The sequence below is a fragment of the Streptomyces sp. OR43 genome (genome assembly GCF_008042275.1).
Lineage (GTDB): Bacteria > Actinomycetota > Actinomycetes > Streptomycetales > Streptomycetaceae > Streptomyces.
The window spans coordinates 93,434-109,043 of sequence record NZ_RDBK01000043.1; the positions used below are offsets into that span (position 1 = coordinate 93,434).

Annotated in this window: 16 protein-coding genes; 8 read left to right on the plus strand and 8 right to left on the minus strand. The window is 71.2% G+C overall.

Annotated elements, in window-relative coordinates:
* Nucleotides 1–60: 60 nt before the first annotated feature.
* Nucleotides 61–3,435: a pyruvate carboxylase gene (locus tag EAO72_RS18785; RefSeq protein ID WP_148018495.1), complete on the minus strand. Its 3,375-nt coding sequence runs from the start codon at nt 3,433–3,435 to the stop codon at nt 61–63.
* Between the two features lie 458 nt (nt 3,436–3,893).
* On the opposite strand from EAO72_RS18785, the gene EAO72_RS18790 reads away from it, so the two are divergent.
* Nucleotides 3,894–4,907, plus strand: coding sequence for a methyltransferase (locus EAO72_RS18790; protein ID WP_148018496.1), 1,014 nt, complete (start codon nt 3,894–3,896; stop codon nt 4,905–4,907).
* 27 nt (nt 4,908–4,934) lie between these two features.
* On the opposite strand, the gene EAO72_RS18795 is transcribed toward EAO72_RS18790, so the two are convergent.
* Nucleotides 4,935–6,008 carry an alkene reductase gene (locus EAO72_RS18795; RefSeq protein ID WP_148018497.1) on the minus strand — a complete coding sequence of 358 codons (1,074 nt, stop codon included), beginning with the start codon at nt 6,006–6,008 and terminating at the stop codon, nt 4,935–4,937.
* Between the two features lie 114 nt (nt 6,009–6,122).
* On the opposite strand from EAO72_RS18795, the gene EAO72_RS18800 reads away from it, so the two are divergent.
* Nucleotides 6,123–6,500 carry a MerR family transcriptional regulator gene (locus tag EAO72_RS18800; protein WP_148018498.1) on the plus strand — a complete coding sequence of 126 codons (378 nt, stop codon included), beginning with the start codon at nt 6,123–6,125 and terminating at the stop codon, nt 6,498–6,500.
* 62 nt (nt 6,501–6,562) lie between these two features.
* Here the strand turns inward: EAO72_RS18800 and EAO72_RS18805 are convergent, their stop codons facing one another.
* Nucleotides 6,563–7,315 carry a TetR/AcrR family transcriptional regulator gene (locus tag EAO72_RS18805; RefSeq protein WP_148018499.1) on the minus strand — a complete coding sequence of 251 codons (753 nt, stop codon included), beginning with the start codon at nt 7,313–7,315 and terminating at the stop codon, nt 6,563–6,565.
* 88 nt (nt 7,316–7,403) lie between these two features.
* On the opposite strand from EAO72_RS18805, the gene EAO72_RS18810 reads away from it, so the two are divergent.
* Nucleotides 7,404–8,276 carry an NAD(P)H-binding protein gene (locus EAO72_RS18810; protein WP_148018500.1) on the plus strand — a complete coding sequence of 291 codons (873 nt, stop codon included), beginning with the start codon at nt 7,404–7,406 and terminating at the stop codon, nt 8,274–8,276.
* 119 nt (nt 8,277–8,395) lie between these two features.
* On the opposite strand, the gene EAO72_RS18815 is transcribed toward EAO72_RS18810, so the two are convergent.
* On the minus strand, nt 8,396–8,944 hold the full coding sequence (locus EAO72_RS18815) for a GNAT family N-acetyltransferase (protein WP_187285130.1): 549 nt from the start codon (nt 8,942–8,944) through the stop codon (nt 8,396–8,398).
* Nucleotides 8,945–9,023: 79 nt separating this feature from the next.
* Here EAO72_RS18815 and EAO72_RS18820 point away from each other — a divergent pair, with 79 nt between their 5' ends.
* Nucleotides 9,024–9,641 (plus strand): TOPRIM nucleotidyl transferase/hydrolase domain-containing protein, encoded by a 618-nt coding sequence (locus EAO72_RS18820; protein WP_148018502.1) that lies wholly within the window; start codon nt 9,024–9,026, stop codon nt 9,639–9,641.
* A gap of 39 nt (nt 9,642–9,680) precedes the next feature.
* Here the strand turns inward: EAO72_RS18820 and EAO72_RS18825 are convergent, their stop codons facing one another.
* The 3 genes from EAO72_RS18825 to EAO72_RS18835 all read right to left on the minus strand — a co-directional run bounded on the left by EAO72_RS18825 (nt 9,681) and on the right by EAO72_RS18835 (nt 11,561).
* Nucleotides 9,681–10,361 carry an NUDIX domain-containing protein gene (locus EAO72_RS18825; RefSeq protein WP_148018503.1) on the minus strand — a complete coding sequence of 227 codons (681 nt, stop codon included), beginning with the start codon at nt 10,359–10,361 and terminating at the stop codon, nt 9,681–9,683.
* Nucleotides 10,358–10,711, minus strand: coding sequence for a DUF4406 domain-containing protein (locus tag EAO72_RS18830; RefSeq protein WP_148021893.1), 354 nt, complete (start codon nt 10,709–10,711; stop codon nt 10,358–10,360). Before EAO72_RS18830 ends, EAO72_RS18825 begins: the two co-directional genes overlap by 4 nt.
* A gap of 64 nt (nt 10,712–10,775) precedes the next feature.
* On the minus strand, nt 10,776–11,561 hold the full coding sequence (locus EAO72_RS18835; protein ID WP_148018504.1) for a DeoR/GlpR family DNA-binding transcription regulator: 786 nt from the start codon (nt 11,559–11,561) through the stop codon (nt 10,776–10,778).
* 162 nt (nt 11,562–11,723) lie between these two features.
* Between EAO72_RS18835 and EAO72_RS18840 the strand changes: the two genes are divergently transcribed.
* The 3 genes from EAO72_RS18840 to EAO72_RS18850 all read left to right on the plus strand — a co-directional run bounded on the left by EAO72_RS18840 (nt 11,724) and on the right by EAO72_RS18850 (nt 12,840).
* Nucleotides 11,724–12,170, plus strand: a complete 447-nt coding sequence (locus EAO72_RS18840) for an SRPBCC domain-containing protein (RefSeq protein ID WP_148018505.1) — start codon at nt 11,724–11,726, stop codon at nt 12,168–12,170.
* Complete coding sequence (locus tag EAO72_RS18845) at nt 12,167–12,535, plus strand: ArsR/SmtB family transcription factor (RefSeq protein ID WP_148018506.1); 369 nt, start codon at nt 12,167–12,169, stop codon at nt 12,533–12,535. Before EAO72_RS18840 ends, EAO72_RS18845 begins: the two co-directional genes overlap by 4 nt.
* A gap of 104 nt (nt 12,536–12,639) precedes the next feature.
* Nucleotides 12,640–12,840, plus strand: coding sequence for a hypothetical protein (locus EAO72_RS18850; RefSeq protein WP_148018507.1), 201 nt, complete (start codon nt 12,640–12,642; stop codon nt 12,838–12,840).
* A 107-nt stretch (nt 12,841–12,947) separates the two neighbouring features.
* Here the strand turns inward: EAO72_RS18850 and EAO72_RS18855 are convergent, their stop codons facing one another.
* Entirely contained in the window at nt 12,948–13,649 is a 702-nt protein-coding gene (locus EAO72_RS18855) for a hypothetical protein (RefSeq protein WP_148018508.1), read from the minus strand.
* A 713-nt stretch (nt 13,650–14,362) separates the two neighbouring features.
* Here EAO72_RS18855 and EAO72_RS18860 point away from each other — a divergent pair.
* On the plus strand, nt 14,363–15,589 hold the full coding sequence (locus EAO72_RS18860; protein ID WP_187285131.1) for a right-handed parallel beta-helix repeat-containing protein: 1,227 nt from the start codon (nt 14,363–14,365) through the stop codon (nt 15,587–15,589).
* Nucleotides 15,590–15,610 lie beyond the last annotated feature (21 nt).

The window sequence follows — 15,610 nt, forward strand, 5'->3', positions numbered from 1 at the left end:
GTCCGCGTACATCTGGACACAGGACACACGGACACAGGACGTGCGGACGGGTCCGGAACGTCAGCCGACCTCGATGAGCAGATCACCGGCCTCGACCTGCTGCACCCTGCCGATCGCCAGGCGGCGCACCACACCCGCTGCCTGTGCGGTGATCGAGGCCTCCATCTTCATCGCCTCGATGGTGGCGACCGTCTGGCCGGCCGATACCGAAGCGCCCTCTTCGACCTGCAGCGTCACGACCCCGGCGAACGGGGCGGCGACGTGGCCCTCGTTGCCGCGGTCCGCCTTCTCCGCCGCCTTCACATCGGTCGCGACGGACCTGTCCCGTACCGACACCGGCCGCAACTGCCCGTTGAGGGTGGCCAGTACGCTCCGGTAACCGCGCTCGTCCGCCTCGGAGATGGCTTCCAGCTCGATCAGCAGCGTGACACCGGGGTCGAGCGTGACGGTGTGCTCGGTCTCCGTCTCCAGGCCGTACAGGAAGTCCTGCGTCGGCAGCACGGAGGTGTCGCCGTACGCCTCGCGGTGCGCGTTGAACTCCTTGGTCGGGCCCGGGAACAGCAGCCTGTTCAGCGTCGCGCGCGGTGACTCGCGCAGCGCCTCGAGGTCCTCGCCCGAGAGGTGCGGCGTCTGCGTCTTCGCCGGACGGCCCTGCAGCGCGCGGGTACGGAAGGGCTCCGGCCAGCCACCGGGCGGGTCGCCCAGCTCACCCCGCAGGAATCCGATCACGGAGTCCGGCACGTCGAACTTGCCGGGGTCCGACTCGAAGTCCGACGCCTCGACGCCCGCCCCCACCAGATGCAGCGCCAGGTCGCCGACGACCTTCGACGACGGCGTCACCTTCACCAGCCGGCCGAGCATGCGGTCGGCCGCGGCGTAGCAGTCCTCGATGAGCTCGAATCGGTCGCCCAGCCCGAGGGCGATGGCCTGCTGACGCAGGTTGGACAACTGCCCGCCGGGGATCTCGTGGTGGTAGATCCGGCCGGTCGGCGAGGCAAGCCCGGACTCGAACGGGGCGTACACCTTCCGGGTCGCCTCCCAGTAGGGCTCCAGGTCACCGACCGCCTGGAGGGAGAGGCCCGTCGCGCGCTCGGTGTGGTCCGTGGCGGCCACCAGCGCCGACAGGGGCGGCTGGCTCGTCGTCCCGGCCATGGAGGCGACCGCGGCGTCCACCGCGTCCACACCGGCGTCGATCGCGGCGATCAGCGTGCCCAGCTGCCCACCGGCGGTGTCGTGGGTGTGGAGGTGGACCGGCAGGTCGAAACGTTCGCGCAGCGCCGTCACCAGGGTGCGGGCCGCGGGCGGACGCAGCAGCCCGGCCATGTCCTTGATGGCGAGCACATGGGCACCCGCCGCCACGATCTGCTCGGCGAGACGCAGGTAGTAGTCCAGCGTGTACAGGGTCTCGCCCGGGTCCGAGAGGTCCGCGGTGTAGCAGAGCGCGACCTCGGCGACCGAGGTACCGGTGGCGCGGACGGCGTCGATCGCCGGACGCATCTGGGACACGTCGTTGAGAGCGTCGAAGATGCGGAAGATGTCCATCCCGGTGGTCGCGGCCTCGGCGACGAACGCCTCGGTGACCTCGGTGGGGTAGGGCGTGTAGCCCACCGTGTTGCGCCCGCGCAGCAGCATCTGCGTACAGATGTTCGGCACGGCCTCCCGGAGCTTGGCCAGCCGCTCCCACGGGTCCTCGGCGAGGAAACGCAGCGCCACGTCGTAGGTGGCCCCGCCCCAGCACTCGATGCTCAGCAGCTGGGGCACGGTCTGCGCGACGTGCGGGGCGACGGCGAGCAGGTCACGGGTACGGACCCGGGTGGCGAGCAGCGACTGGTGGGCGTCCCGGAATGTGGTGTCGGTGACGGCGACGGCCGACTGGGCACGCAGCTCCGCGGCGAAGGCCTCGGGACCGATGGCGGCGAGGCGCTGCCGGGACCCGGCCGGCGGTGTGCCGGGCGGCAGGGCGGGCAGCTTGTTGGCGGGCTCGATGACCGAGGGCCGGGGGCCGTACGGCCGGTTGACGGTGGTCTCGGCGAGGTAGCCGAGCATGCGGCTGCCCCGGTCCGCCGACGGCCGGGCCCGGATCAGCTCCGGATGCTCCTCGATGAAGCTGGTCGTGATGCGGCCGGCCCGGAAGTCGGGCTGATCCAGTACGGCCCCCAGGAACGGCAGGTTCGTCGCCACTCCGCGGATCCGGAACTCCGCGATGGCCCGGCGCGCACGCCGGGCCGCGTTGGTGAAGTCGTGCCCGTGGCAGGTCAGTTTGACCAGCATCGAGTCGAAGTGCGCCGACACCTCGGCCCCGGTGTGCACGGTCCCGCCGTCCAGCCGGACGCCGGGTCCGCCCGGTGAGCGGTACGCGGAGATGGTGCCGGTGTCCGGCCGGAACCCGTTGGCCGGGTCCTCCGTCGTGATGCGGCACTGCAGCGCCGTGCCGTTGAGGGTGATGTCGTCCTGCGTGAGATGCAGATCGGGCAGCGTCATGCCGGCGGCGATGCGCAACTGCGCGATCACCAGGTCCCGTCCGGTGACCTGTTCGGTGACGGTGTGCTCGACCTGGATCCGCGGATTCATCTCGATGAACACGTGGTTGCCGCGTTCGTCGACGAGGAACTCTACGGTGCCCGCGTTCACGTACCCGATGTGGCGCGCGAACGCTACCGCGTCGGCACAGATCCGGTCCCGCAGCTCCGGGTCAAGGTTCGGGGCGGGCGCGATCTCGACCACCTTCTGGTGGCGGCGCTGCAACGAGCAGTCGCGCTCGTAGAGATGGACGACGTTGCCCTCGGCGTCAGCGAGGATCTGCACCTCGATGTGGCGAGGGTTGATCACCGCCTGCTCCAGGAAGACGGTCGCGTCGCCGAACGAGGACCCGGCCTCCCGCATGGCCGCGTCGATCGCCTCCCGCAGCTCACCCGGCTCCGCGACCCGGCGCATCCCCCGCCCGCCGCCTCCGGCGACGGCCTTCACGAAGACCGGGAAGCCGATGTCCTCGGAAGCGGCGACGAGCGCGTCCACGTCCTCCGAGGGCTCGGACGACTTCAGCACCGGAACTCCGGCCGCCCGGGCCGCCGCGACCGCCCGGGACTTGTTCCCCGTCAGGTTCAGTACCGGCGCCGGCGGTCCGACGAACGTGATCCCGGCGTCGGCGCAGGCAGCCGCGAGGTCCGGATTCTCCGACAGGAAGCCGTAACCCGGGTAGATCGCGTCCGCGCCGGCCTTCCGAGCGGCCCTGATCACCTCTTCCACCGAGAGGTAGGCCCGGACGGGATGCCCGGGCTCCCCGATCCGGTACGCCTCGTCGGCCTTGGCGCGATGGAGGGAATTGCGGTCCTCGTGCGGGTACACGGCCACGGTGGAGATCCCGAGCTCGAACGCCGCGCGGAACGCCCGGATCGCGATCTCCCCGCGGTTGGCGACCAATACCTTGTCGAACATCAAACTCCCCAGTCGTGTCACGGGCACGTGGCCTCAGGACAGGCGATGTCGCACGGAACGCACGTAGCGGCATCCGGTGGTCAGATGGCGGTGTCGAAGCGCTCCAGGGCGCTCGGACCCGGAGCGTTCGACACCGTACCGGAGACCTTCCCAGAGATCGCGGGCGCAAAGGATGGCGTGCGTCACGTGCCGCGATTCCCGCCCGCCGGCCCCCGCGAGCGGACGCCCGCAGCGCCCGGCAGCGCACGGCCGCGGCGGCCGGCGGCTCCCGACCCGGCATCAGAAACCCTGCGCACCCGGGCGGGAACGCGCGCCGAGCGGCCTGGTGGCCGACGCGGCAGGGTGCCGTCTGGTCTGATGCGGACCACGGGACACGAGGCCGTCCGCACCGGCGGGACGCCCCGCGAAAGGAGACCGCGAGGGACCCGACCGCGCCCGGGGACGAGCACGAGGACGTCATGCGCGCCTGGAGAACGATCGGCCCGCTGATGGACCTCGTCACGCCCATGGCCCTGCGGGTGGCCGCCACCCTGCGCCTGGCCGACCTGATCGCCGAAGGGACCACGCACACCGCCGAACTCGCCCGCCGCTCCGCGACCGACCCCGACGCGCTCGGACGGATGCTGCGCCATCTGGTGTGCCACGGCGTCTTCACCGAGCCGGAGCCGGGCCGCTTCGGCCTCAACGAGACGGCGGAGCTGCTGCGTTCCGGCCACCCGGCGGCCCTGCGCCCCGGGCTCGACCTCGACGGCTTCGGCGGCACGATGGACCTGGCGTTCACCGGACTGCTGCACACCGTCCGCACCGGGGAGCCCGCCTGGGAGACGGTCTTCGGCGCCCCGTTCTGGCCCCACCTCGCGGCCCACCCCGAGAGGGGAGCTTCCTTCGACGCCACCATGTCGGCCGGCCCCGCCCTGGTGAGGGATGCGGCGGAAGGCTACGACTGGTCCGAGGCCCGCCATGTCACCGATGTCGGCGGAGGCCGCGGTGCCCTGCTCGCCGAGGTCCTCCGGAACCACCCGGGTCTGCGGGCCACCCTGGTCGATCTGCCGGAGACCGTCGAGCGGGGCCGGGAGTTCCTCGCCGCACGCGGGCTCGGGGACCGGTGCGAGGCCGTCGGCCAGAGCTTCTTCGCCCCGCTTCCCACCGGTTCCGACGTCTACGTACTCCACAAGGTGGTGCACGACTGGGACGACGAACGGGCCCGTGCCCTGCTGCGCGGATGCGCGGCGGCGGCCGGTGACCGGGGCCGGGTCGTCGTCACCGAGGCGGACGGCACCTCCGGCGAGGATTCCGCCGAGTTCGCGGAGATGGATCTGCGCATGCTGGTGCTCGCGGGCGGCCGCGAGCGCAGCCCCGGCGGCTACGCGGCCCTGGTGTCGGCCGCCGGTCTGCGTGTCGCCGGGGAACATACGAGACCCCTGGGCCACGTGGTACTCGACTGCGTCCCGCGGGCCGCCGACGGCCGGTGAGGCGGACCGGGCGCCGGCGCGGGGGAGTCAGGCCGCGTACTGATGGGCCGGGTAGGTGAGGTAGCCCGCATCGCCGCCCTGGTAGTACGTCGTCTCGTCGACCGGGGCGATCGGAAGTCCGCCGCGCAGCCGCTCGACGAGGTCGGGGTTGGCGATGAAGGCGCGGCCGAAGCTGATCAGGTCGGCCCCTTGCCCGAGCCAGTGGTCGGCGTCGTCCCGTCCGGTCTGCTTGGGCCCCATCGGGAGGGTGGGATTGACGATCAGCGCGCCCCGCCATGCCCGGCGCAGAGTGAGGAGGGCCTCCTCCTCGGCGGTGGCCTCAAGATGTACGTAGGCCACTTCGAGACGGGCCAGTTCGGCCAGAAGCGCGGTGTACAACTCGATGGTTCCGCTCTCCTGGACTCCCCAGAACGAGCCGCCGGGAGAGAGACGGATTCCGGTCCTGGCAGCGCCCACGGCGTCGACGGTGGCGGCGACGGCCTCGACGGCGAAGCGGATCCGGTTGGCGACCGGGCCGCCGTAGCGGTCCGTGCGCAGGTTGGCGTTGGACGAGAGGAACTGGGAGATCAGATAGCCGTTGGCGCCGTGCAGTTCCACTCCGTCGAAGCCGGCCTCGACGGCGCGACGGGCGGCCCGGGCGTACGACTCCGCCTGCTCGGGTACCTCTGCGGTCTCCAGGGCGCGTGGCGTCGGGGCGGGCTGCGGCCCGGCCGGTGTGAACACGTCGCCGACGGCCGGGACCGCTGACGGCCCGATCGGCTGCATGCCGGTGGTGTCGGGATGCGAGACCCGGCCGCCGTGCATGATCTGGGCGAAGATCCGTCCGCCATTGGCATGGACGGCTGCGGTCACGGGGCGCCAGGACGCGACCTGCTCATCGGTGTGCAGCCCCGGAGTCCCCGGATTGGACTGCCCGATCCTGCTCGGCTGGACCCCTTCGCTCACGATCAGCCCGGCGCTGGCCCGCTGCGCGTAGTAGGCGGCCATGGACGGTGTCGCCAGCCCGCCGGCCGCGGCCCGTACCCGGCTCATGGGGGCCATGACGACGCGGTTGGGCAGAGCCAGACCGGCGAGGGAGTAGCCGGTGAAAAGAGATGTCACGTGAGGACTCCTCAGCGTTGAGCGATGCCCGGACCTCGGGCATGCAGTTACGCTAAAACCTCACATTGACGTCAGAGGCAAGCCCTGTGACGCAGGACACAACCGGGAGGTTCCGTGCGCATCGGGGAGCTCGCGTCGCGAGCCGGGGTGAGCGTGCGTTCCGTGCGCTATTACGAGGAGCAGGGCCTGCTCGCCAGCACCCGCAGCGCCAGCGGTCAGCGGCACTACACGGCTGAGTCGGTCGAACGGGTCGCGTTCATCCAGCGCCTGTACGCGGCAGGCCTGTCCAGCCGCACCGTCGCCGAGCTGCTGCCCTGCGTCGACGCGCCGAGCAGGGAGAACTCCGACTCCGCGCTGGAGCGGATGGCCCAGGAACGCGATCGGCTCTCCCTGCACATCGAGGATCTCCTGCGCACCAGGGAGACCCTGGACGCACTGGTGGAGACGGCCCGGGCGTACCGGGAGCAGCTGGGGGCGCCGGCTGCCGACTGAACCCACGGGCCGGGCCCCGTCCCCGGCCGGAGGCGGGTGCCGTATGCGTGGCGGCTTGCCCGTCAGGTGCTGCGGTCGCCGGAGGCGAGGCGGTCCAGCCACTCCCTCAGGAGCTGCTGCTCCGAGGTGCTGAGGGCCGTCTGCTCGGGCAGTGCCGCACGCAGTGCGCGTGCGGCGCCGGCCGGGCCCGCACTCTGTACGGCGGGTTCCTGACTGGTCACCGCGGCGACCATGGATTCCCGCAGCGCGGTCAGCAGCGCCGGGTCGCGCCGGTCCTTTGGGAGGGACAGCCACGTGAGCACCGCGCCGCGTGCCGTGGCGTGGATGATCATCGCCGCGAGTTCCTCGCCCACGCGGAGCCAGCCGCCGGCGGCCAGGCGCCGGATCCGGCCCCTGAGGATCTCCATTCCCGCGTTGAAGGCGGCCGACGCGGGCTCTGTCGGCTCGCTGTACATCAGTGAGTACAGGGCCGGGTTGGCCAGCCCGAACTCGACCGCCAGATCCCATCCGGCCCGCAGGTCGTCGATGGGCTCCGACGGATCGGGGTCGACGTGCTTGGCCGCCAGGAAGCGGGCGAAGCCGTACTCGGCCACCGCTTCGAGCAGCCCGTCCTTGTCGCCGAACAGGCGGTAGATGGCGGGCGGTTGCAGGCCGGCCGCCACCGCGACGGCCCGGGTGGTGACCGCGTCGCGCCCCTCCCGTGCCAGCAGGTCGGCGGCGGCCTCGATGACCCGTTGCCGCGGCTGATCGTGCCCTTGCGGGGTGATGTCGGGGGTGGCGCCGGTGCCTGGGGTGCTGCGCGGAGACGGTGGCATGTATCAACGATACAGCGATGTTGGTTCCGTCGTTAGTATCGGTGTTATCGTGAAAATGATTCCACTGGAACAATGAGCGGAGTGCGACATGATCATCGTGACCGGAGCGACAGGCCGGCTCGGGCGGCAGATCGTCGAGAGGCTGCTGGTACGCGTACCGGCGGACCGGATCGGCGTCAGCGTCCGGGACCCGCAGAAGGCACAGGCGTTCGCCGACCGGGGCATCCGCGTGCGGCACGGCAGTTTCGACGACCCGGCCGGCCTCGCTCACGCCTTCGAAGGCGCCACCCAGGTCCTCCTCGTGTCCGTCGACCGCATGGGTGAGGAGGCCGTACGGCTCCACCGGACCGCGATCGAAGCGGCCGCCACCGCGGGGGCCCGCCGCATCCTCTACACCAGCCACATGGGCGCCGACCCCGCTTCGCGCTTCCAGGCCTGCCGCGACCACGCCGCCACGGAGCAGGCGCTCAGCAAGTCGGGCGTGCCCTGGACGGCGCTGCGCAACGGCTTCCACGCGTCGGCCGCGGTGCAGTTCCTCGGCCACGCCGCCGCATCCGGGAGCCTGGTCCTTCCCGAGGACGGCCCGGTCAGCTGGACCGCACACGCCGACCTCGCCGATGCGGCCGCCGCCGTCCTGGCGGACGAGGGCAGGTTCGACGGCCCCACACCGCCGCTCACCTCCACGCAGGCGCTCACCTTCGACGATGTCGCCGGCCTCGCCACCGCTGCCACGGGCCGCACCATCACGAGGGCCACCGCTTCCGACGAGGTGTTCCGCGACCAACTGCGGGGTAACGGTGCGCCGGCTGGGGCGGCGGACCAGGTGCTGGGCATCTTCGAGGCCGCCCGCGCGGGCGAGTTCGCCACGGTCGACCCGACTCTGGCCGGCCTGATCGGCCGCGAACCGACTGCCCTGCGTGCGGTCCTGAGCGAGTACCTGTCCCCCGACGGCGGACACTGAAGGGCGGGCGGACCGGTTGGCCGACGCGCGGCGTACGTCGCACCGAGTGACCCTACGGGCACCCCGTAGTCGCCTGCGTCGAGCGAGGGCGGACGGGGCCGCGGCCCGGAGCCCGGTGGTCAGGTGACGGATGATCCGCCGAGGCCGCGTTCGGCACCAGGCGTACGGGAACGGGCCATGCGCACGTTCGGCAGCCGGCCCCGCCAGAGCTCCCGCTCGCCCGTGGGCTCGAATCCGTACCTCTCGTAGAAGCGGACCGCCCGCTCGTTGTACTCGGTGACCCACAGGAAGACGGGTGCGCCTTCGGCCCAGGCGAGGAACTCTTCCATCAGCCGGCCCCCGGCTCCGTGGCCTCGCGCCTGTTCCAGCAGATACATCGGCCCGAGCGTCACCACCTCGCCCCGGCGGCCGCACAGGAAGCCGACGATCTCCGTCCCGGCGCGGACCACGCGGCAGAACAGCAGGTCCGGCTGCCGGCCGGCCGCCTCGATGAACTCCCGCCACCCGGCGATACCCTCCGCGGTCGCGGAGGAGCCGCGGTGCTCGCGTATCCAGGCCTCATCGACGCCCGCTTCCTCGTCGGGGTAGGTCTGCAACCAGACCGTCAACTGCAAAGGGCCCAGGGCTGCCGCGTCGTCGGGAGCCGGAACTCCGATCACATGAGTCACGCGTGCCATCTTTCACGTACGGCCGGACGACGCCAGTAATCGACTACCGCCGGAGCAGGGAAGAGCGGAGACTCGTTCCGTGGCCGACATGGAACTGTTCCGGGAGACCGTCATCGCGTGGGCGGCCGGCGGCCCTGATGAGACCGCGCGTGAACTGGCCGCGGGGCTACCGGTCCGGGCGGCCGTCCTGTTGGAGGGGCCGAGCGACTCGGCGGCGGTGAACGCACTGGCGGCGCGCCGCGGCCGGAACCTGGCGGCCGAAGGGATCTGCGTCCTGCCGATGGGCGGTGCCATGAGCGTCGCACGCTTCGCCCGCCTCCTCGGGCCGCCGGGACTGGGCCTTCGGCTCACGGGGCTGTGCGACGAGGCCGAACGGCCCTACTACACGCGCGGTCTGGAGCGCGCGGATGCCGCGCAGGAGGAGTTCTTCGTCTGCGCCGCGGACCTGGAGGACGAACTCATCCGCGCTCTGGGCGTGACGCGCGTGGAGGAGCTCATCCGGGCCGAGGGGGACGGGCGCGCCTTCCAGACCTTCCTGCACCAGCCCGCCCAGCGCGGCCGAACCCCGCAGCAGCGCGTGCGGCGCTTTCTCGGTACGAAGAAGGGGCGCAAGATCCATTATGGCCGCGTCCTCGTGGAGGCACTCGAACCCGACCACGTACCCGCCCCGCTCGAGCGCCTCCTCGCCGGCCTCTGACCGCCGGGCTTCGGCCCACAGGCTGCTGTCGCACGACGGTCAGTTCGCGTGCGGGAGCGGGCCCGGCGGGCGGAACGGGCCGTCGAGGGCGGCCCACTGGAGCAGCATGATGGTCTTCGCGTCGACGATCGTGCCGGCGCGCACCATGCCCAGCGCCTCGGTGAACGGGAGCTCGACGGTGGTGATGTCCTCGCCCTCGGCCGCGATGCCCGTCGTCCCGGTCGGATTGTTCACCGGGTCGTACGGGGCGGCGTAGAAGTGCAGGCGCTCGGTGACGGAGCCGGGGCTCATGTAGACGGCGAAGACGTGCTCGGGAGTGCCGATGACGTGTCCGGTCTCCTCGGCGGCCTCGCGGCGGATCGCCGTGTGGGGGCTGTCACCGTCGAGGAGCCCGGCCGCTGCTTCCAGCAGCATGCCGTCGGGGTGGCCGTTGACGTAGGCGGGCAGGCGGAACTGACGGGTGAGCAGCACGGTGCGCCGGGCGGCGTTGTGGAGCAGGATCGTCGCCCCGTCGCCGCGGTCGTACGTCTCCCGCTGCTCGCGGCTGACATGTCCGTCGGTGTGCTCGTAGTCGAAGGTCGTCCTGCGCAGGACGTACCAGTCGCAGGACAGCACCTCCACATCCCGGATCCGCACGCGGGGATTGCCGGTCAGACCGAGGCCGTGCCGGTCCAGGCCGGTGCGGCCACGGCGGTCGGGTGTGTCGAGGCCGGCGGTCATCGGGCGGCCGGGACGTCGGCGAGGCCGGTGTAGACGGCCAGGCCCTGGGCGCGGGCCCGGGTGACCATCCGGTCCGCCCCCTCGGACGTGCCGCCGATCCGCAGAACGGCGTCACAGCGGGCGAGGAGTTGCTCGGCGACCGGGTGGAAGATCTCGTCGAACAGCGGGTCTCCGGGCCGGGTGCTTCCCGCGGCATCCAGGAGCGGCAGGGCGAGGGCCTCGCCGGTGACGGGCAGGTGCCCGGCGCGGAAGAGGAGGAGAGCCGACTCGTTCATCGCACGGACGTTGGCCTCCAGCTTGTCGGGGTCGTCGCCGGTGCCGGATCGGTACGGGCCGGCGACGAGAATCATCAGAGAACGGGGATCGGTGGCCAAGGCGGCACTCCTCAATCGGGGGGCGGACGGGGACGGGGGGTCAGGCCAGTACGGTCTCGACGCCTGCCTCACGCAGGGCGTCCAGGGTCTGCGGACCGCTCGGATGGGTGCCGGCTTCTCCGGCGGCCCGGTCGGTGACGAAGCAGTGCACGGCCTCGAGGGGCGCCACGCGGCTGAAGGCGCGTACGCCGAGCTTGGTCGCGTCCGCCACCGCGATGGTGCGGTCGGCACGCGTGAGCCCGGCCTGCTTGACAGCGGCGTCGTCGAGCGAGAACTCCGACCAGCCGTCCGCGGCGTGCACACCGCCGATGGACATGACGAAGCAGTCGAAGGCCAAGGACTCCAGCGTCCGCAGCGCCAGCGGCCCGACGAACGACCGCTCGCCGGGCCGCGAGCGCCCGCCCACGACCAGGAGTTCGATGCCCGGTCGGTCGGCCAGACACAGCGCGGCCTGAAGACTCAGCACGGCGACCGTCAGCGGAGCCCGCGCCGCCAGGTGCTCGGCCACGTGCACCGTGGTGGTGCCCGCATCGAGCAGCACCCGTGATCCGGGCTCGACCAACGCGGCCGCCGCGGCTCCCAGGTGATCCTTGGTTGCGGCCTGCCACGGCTCACGCGCCGAGAATCCGGCGTCCTCACCCCGGGACCGCGTCGCCACGGCTCCACCGTGAACGCGCCGCACCAGGCCCTGGGCCTCCAGGGCATCCAGGTCCCTGCGCACGGTCATCTCCGACACGCCCAGTCGCCGGGAGAGCTCGGAAACGGAGACGCGATCGGACCCCTGCACCAGTCGCAGGGTCAGGTCCAGGCGGGTAGCGACACTCATGAGCACTTTCTACCATCGCGATGTTCGAATGAACAACCTTCTGATTGCACTGCGGGCGCCCGTCGACCCCTCCGCCTCGTGCAACGCGCGGGTTGCGCATGACGTTTCATCGTGCAACCCTGGAGTTGCAAGTCAAGCGGCAACGAGAAAGGAAGTCATCTCATGAGCGAGGACCGGATCGAACGCGAAACTCTGATCGAGGCGTCCCTGGAGCGTGTCTGGTCACTGGTGGCCCAGCCCGGCTTCTGGGTGGCCGACAAGGCGAGCCTGCCGGGCACCGTGGCAAGGGAAGGGGAAACGATGGTGGCGAAGCACGCGGAGCACGGCGACTTCCCGGTACGTGTCGAGAAGGTCAGTCCGCCGACGTACCTGGCGTACCGCTGGACCAGTGCGTTCCCGGGCGAGGAACTGCGTGAGGACAACAGCACCCTCGTGGAGTTCACCCTGACCCCGGAGGGCGACCGGACGCGGCTGCGCGTCGTCGAGAGCGGGTTCGCGGCCCTGGCGGGGTCCGAGGAGCTGCGCAGTCAGAACCTCAAGGACCACACCGGAGGCTGGCCCCTGGAGCTCGACGCGCTCAAGACGCGTGCCGAACAACCCGCCGCATGACGGAAGAACGTCCCGGCACCGCCGATGCCGTCAGTCATGTCCTCGGCGCACTCGCCGATCCGACGCGCCGCCAGTTGCTCGATCTGCTCGCGGCGCGGGGCGAGGCCACCGCGACCACCCTCGCCGAACGGCTTCCCGTCTCACGGCAGGCGGTGGTCAAGCACCTGGCCGTCCTGGACGCCGCCGGGCTGGTCTCCGGCACCCGCGTCGGTCGCGAGGTGCGGTACGCGGTACGGCCTGCGGCGCTCGACGCGACGGCGCGGTGGATGGCCTCCCTGGCGGCCGACTGGGACCGGCGGCTGGCGCACATCAAACGCGTCGCCGAGGCGGCGGAGCCTGACGCGCGGCCAACGCGGCCCGAGTGAAGCGGAACCCCGGCAGGCCCGGTACGTGGCGTGTCTCGCGCCACGAACGGCGAGCGGGGGAGGGGGAGGTGTCCCGCGGAGGCCGGGGACACACCATCCGGGAGGTGCCAGACGTCGGCGACGAGACGCCGGCCCGCGCCTGCACCGTGTCGGGCGGACTGGCCGACGGCCAGGACATGGGCCGTCGCCGACGCGGGCCGGCCTCACCGGTGGAAGGCGCGGTGCTGACGTTCCCCGGTGCACGCGCGGACGGCCGGGTCCGGGTGGTCACCTGCACCCGGATGAAGACCGGGGAGGCCCCCTGACGGAGGACGCGGCCGTCGATAACGACCCTGCCGCGCCGCGTCCCCGCGCACGGCCGGGCCGGTGAGACGAACGGGCGCTCCGCCGGGGGCGGGGCGCCCGTTCGGTGTCATGCCTGGCCGGCCATGCGGGCGCTCAGCGTCCGGACCACCTCGGTCAGGACCTTCTCGCGCCAGTTCTTGTCGGCCTCCGGGTACTCCCCGACACCGTCCGCGGTCGAGGAACCGCTCACCTCGAACTCGTAAGGCCCCTGATGGCAGACCAGTTGGTCATCGTCCTCAACGAAGCACCCCGCCGGGCCGAGCGAGTCGCCGAGGTCCCGGTACTTCTCGGGGTCCTGGCCGCCGTTCTTCGCCGCGTACTCCTGGTCCTTCGCATACCCCTGCGCCACGAGCGCGGGGTCGGCGACGCTCTGGAACACGATGCGGATGGTGCTGTTGTGCTCGCTCTCGTACTCGGCCGGCAGACCGAACGCGGTCTTGCAGCCTCCCTTCGCCACGTCGCCCGTGGTCCCCGGGGCCGATTCCGTGAGCGGGTTGAAGTTGAGGACGGTGACCTTGACGGGTTCCCGCTCGAACTCCTCCGCCTGCGGCAAAATCGCCCGGATCTCCTCGTCGCTCAGGGCCGCGCACGCGTCCGGCCACTGCGTCACAGGGACCGAACTCCCCTGAGGTGGCCGGGCGTCGAGCCGGGCGCCGGACGGCTTCGCCGACCCGAACTCCAGCGGCGGTACCTCGGTGCCGCATCCGGTCAGCGCGACGGCCGCGGCCGCGACCGCCGCTGCGGCCAGGGGGATACGGTTCCGGTTCATTGTCGGCACGCTCAACTCCGGTCTGATGCCTGGTTACTTGATGATGCACTCATAGGAATACGGCAGATGTGACTCAGCGCGCGAGATGAATGCGGAGATGGACGGCGACTTCGTGCGCATCCCGCTCCCCGGCCCGGCCTGATCCAGCTTGATCCGGCCTGATCCGAACAAAGACCGCGGCCGCGTTGATCGGCATCGCCCGCACGACGCCTGTCCGTCGCCGTAGTGGTCGTATACGGCGACCTCGCCGCTCCCGGTGTCGTGGCGCGCCACCGCGGTGAAGGCGACACCCGAGACCGGAGGCTCCGGGGGCGGCCCGGCAGACGTGGCGATGGGCGGTCGTGGCGGGTCTCGGGGCGAGGGGGGACCTCGATCAGCTGTTCATCATCATGATTATGTTTCAGATACATGTCCATTGACGTGAACATGATGGACCCTTAGGGTCTATGGAAAGCGCTTGCACACCACGATGACGGTTCCTCTCCGTGAGACCCCGTTCACGGACTCGAACAGACACGGTGCCATGGCCAAGGCCTCGACAGAAGGGGCACCCACGTTTTTCCCCGGACGTGGCCGCGGTCGCACCGTCCGGCATCGCCGAGCCGGCAGCACAGTTGCCCGGTCCGCCGCCCCACCCAGAGGCGGGCCCCGCAGCCGCACGAACGCGCCCCACCCACTCGTCGAACGAACCAACCCCCACCTGGAGTCGAACGATGCAGATCAAACCCGTCATCGCATGCGTCAGCCTGTTGGCCGGCTCGCTGGCCGCCGTGAGCGGCGCGACCGCTCAGGCAGCGCCCACGCCGCACCGGGCACTCGCCGGCGCTGCGTCCGTAGTCCCCTCGACGCTGGACGCCACCGCCCTCTACGTGGCGCCGGACGGCACCGACGGCGCAGCCGGAACAGAAGCGGACCCGACGACCCTGGCCTCGGCCATCAGCCGCGTCGACTCCGGCGGCACGGTCTACCTGCGCGGCGGTACGTACCACTACGCACAGACCGTCACCATTGCGCCGGGCAACGACGGTTCGGCGAGCGCCCGCACCACCCTGGCCGCCTACCCGGGCGAGAGCCCGGTGCTGAACTTCGCGGAGATGAGCGAGGACCCGGCCAACCGCGGGCTCGCCGTCAACGGGGACTTCTGGCACATCAACGGCATCGTCGTCGAGCACGCCGGTGACAACGGGATCTTCGTCGGCGGCAGCAACAACATCGTCGAACGCGTTGTGACACGCTTCAACCACGACTCGGGGCTGCAGATCTCACGGATCGCCTCGACCACCCCGGACGACGAGTGGCCCGCCGACAACCTCATCCTGAGCTCGGAGTCGCACGACAACGCCGACTCCGACGGCGAGGACGCCGACGGCTTCGCCTCGAAGCTCACCTCCGGCCCCGGGAACGTCTTCCGCTACACGGTGTCCCACAACAACATCGACGACGGCTGGGACCTCTACACCAAGAACGAGACCGGCCCCATCGGCCCGGTGACCATCGAGGACTCGCTCTCCTACAGCAACGGCACGCTGTCGGACGGGACGGTGAACGCCGACGGTGACCGCAACGGCTTCAAGCTCGGCGGCGACGGCATCGAGGTCGACCACGTCGTGCGCCGCAACATCGCCTACGGCAACGGCCATCACGGATTCACGTACAACAGCAATCCCGGCTCGATGACGGTGTCGGACAACGTCTCCATCGACAACGAGGAGCGCAACTTCTCCTTCGACAAGGGCACTTCCGTCTACCGCAACAACACGTCCTGCCGCAGCGGCAGCGGCTCCAACGACAAGACGGTCGGCGACGCGGACAGTTCGAACCAGTTCTGGACCGGCTCGAACGGCTCCCGCTGCTCCGCGTACGACGGAGGCCTGGACTGGTCGTTCGCTGCGGACGGCCACCTCGTCGTGACGTTCGGCGGCACCGTCGTGACTCCGTAACCGACCGACGACCGGTGAAGG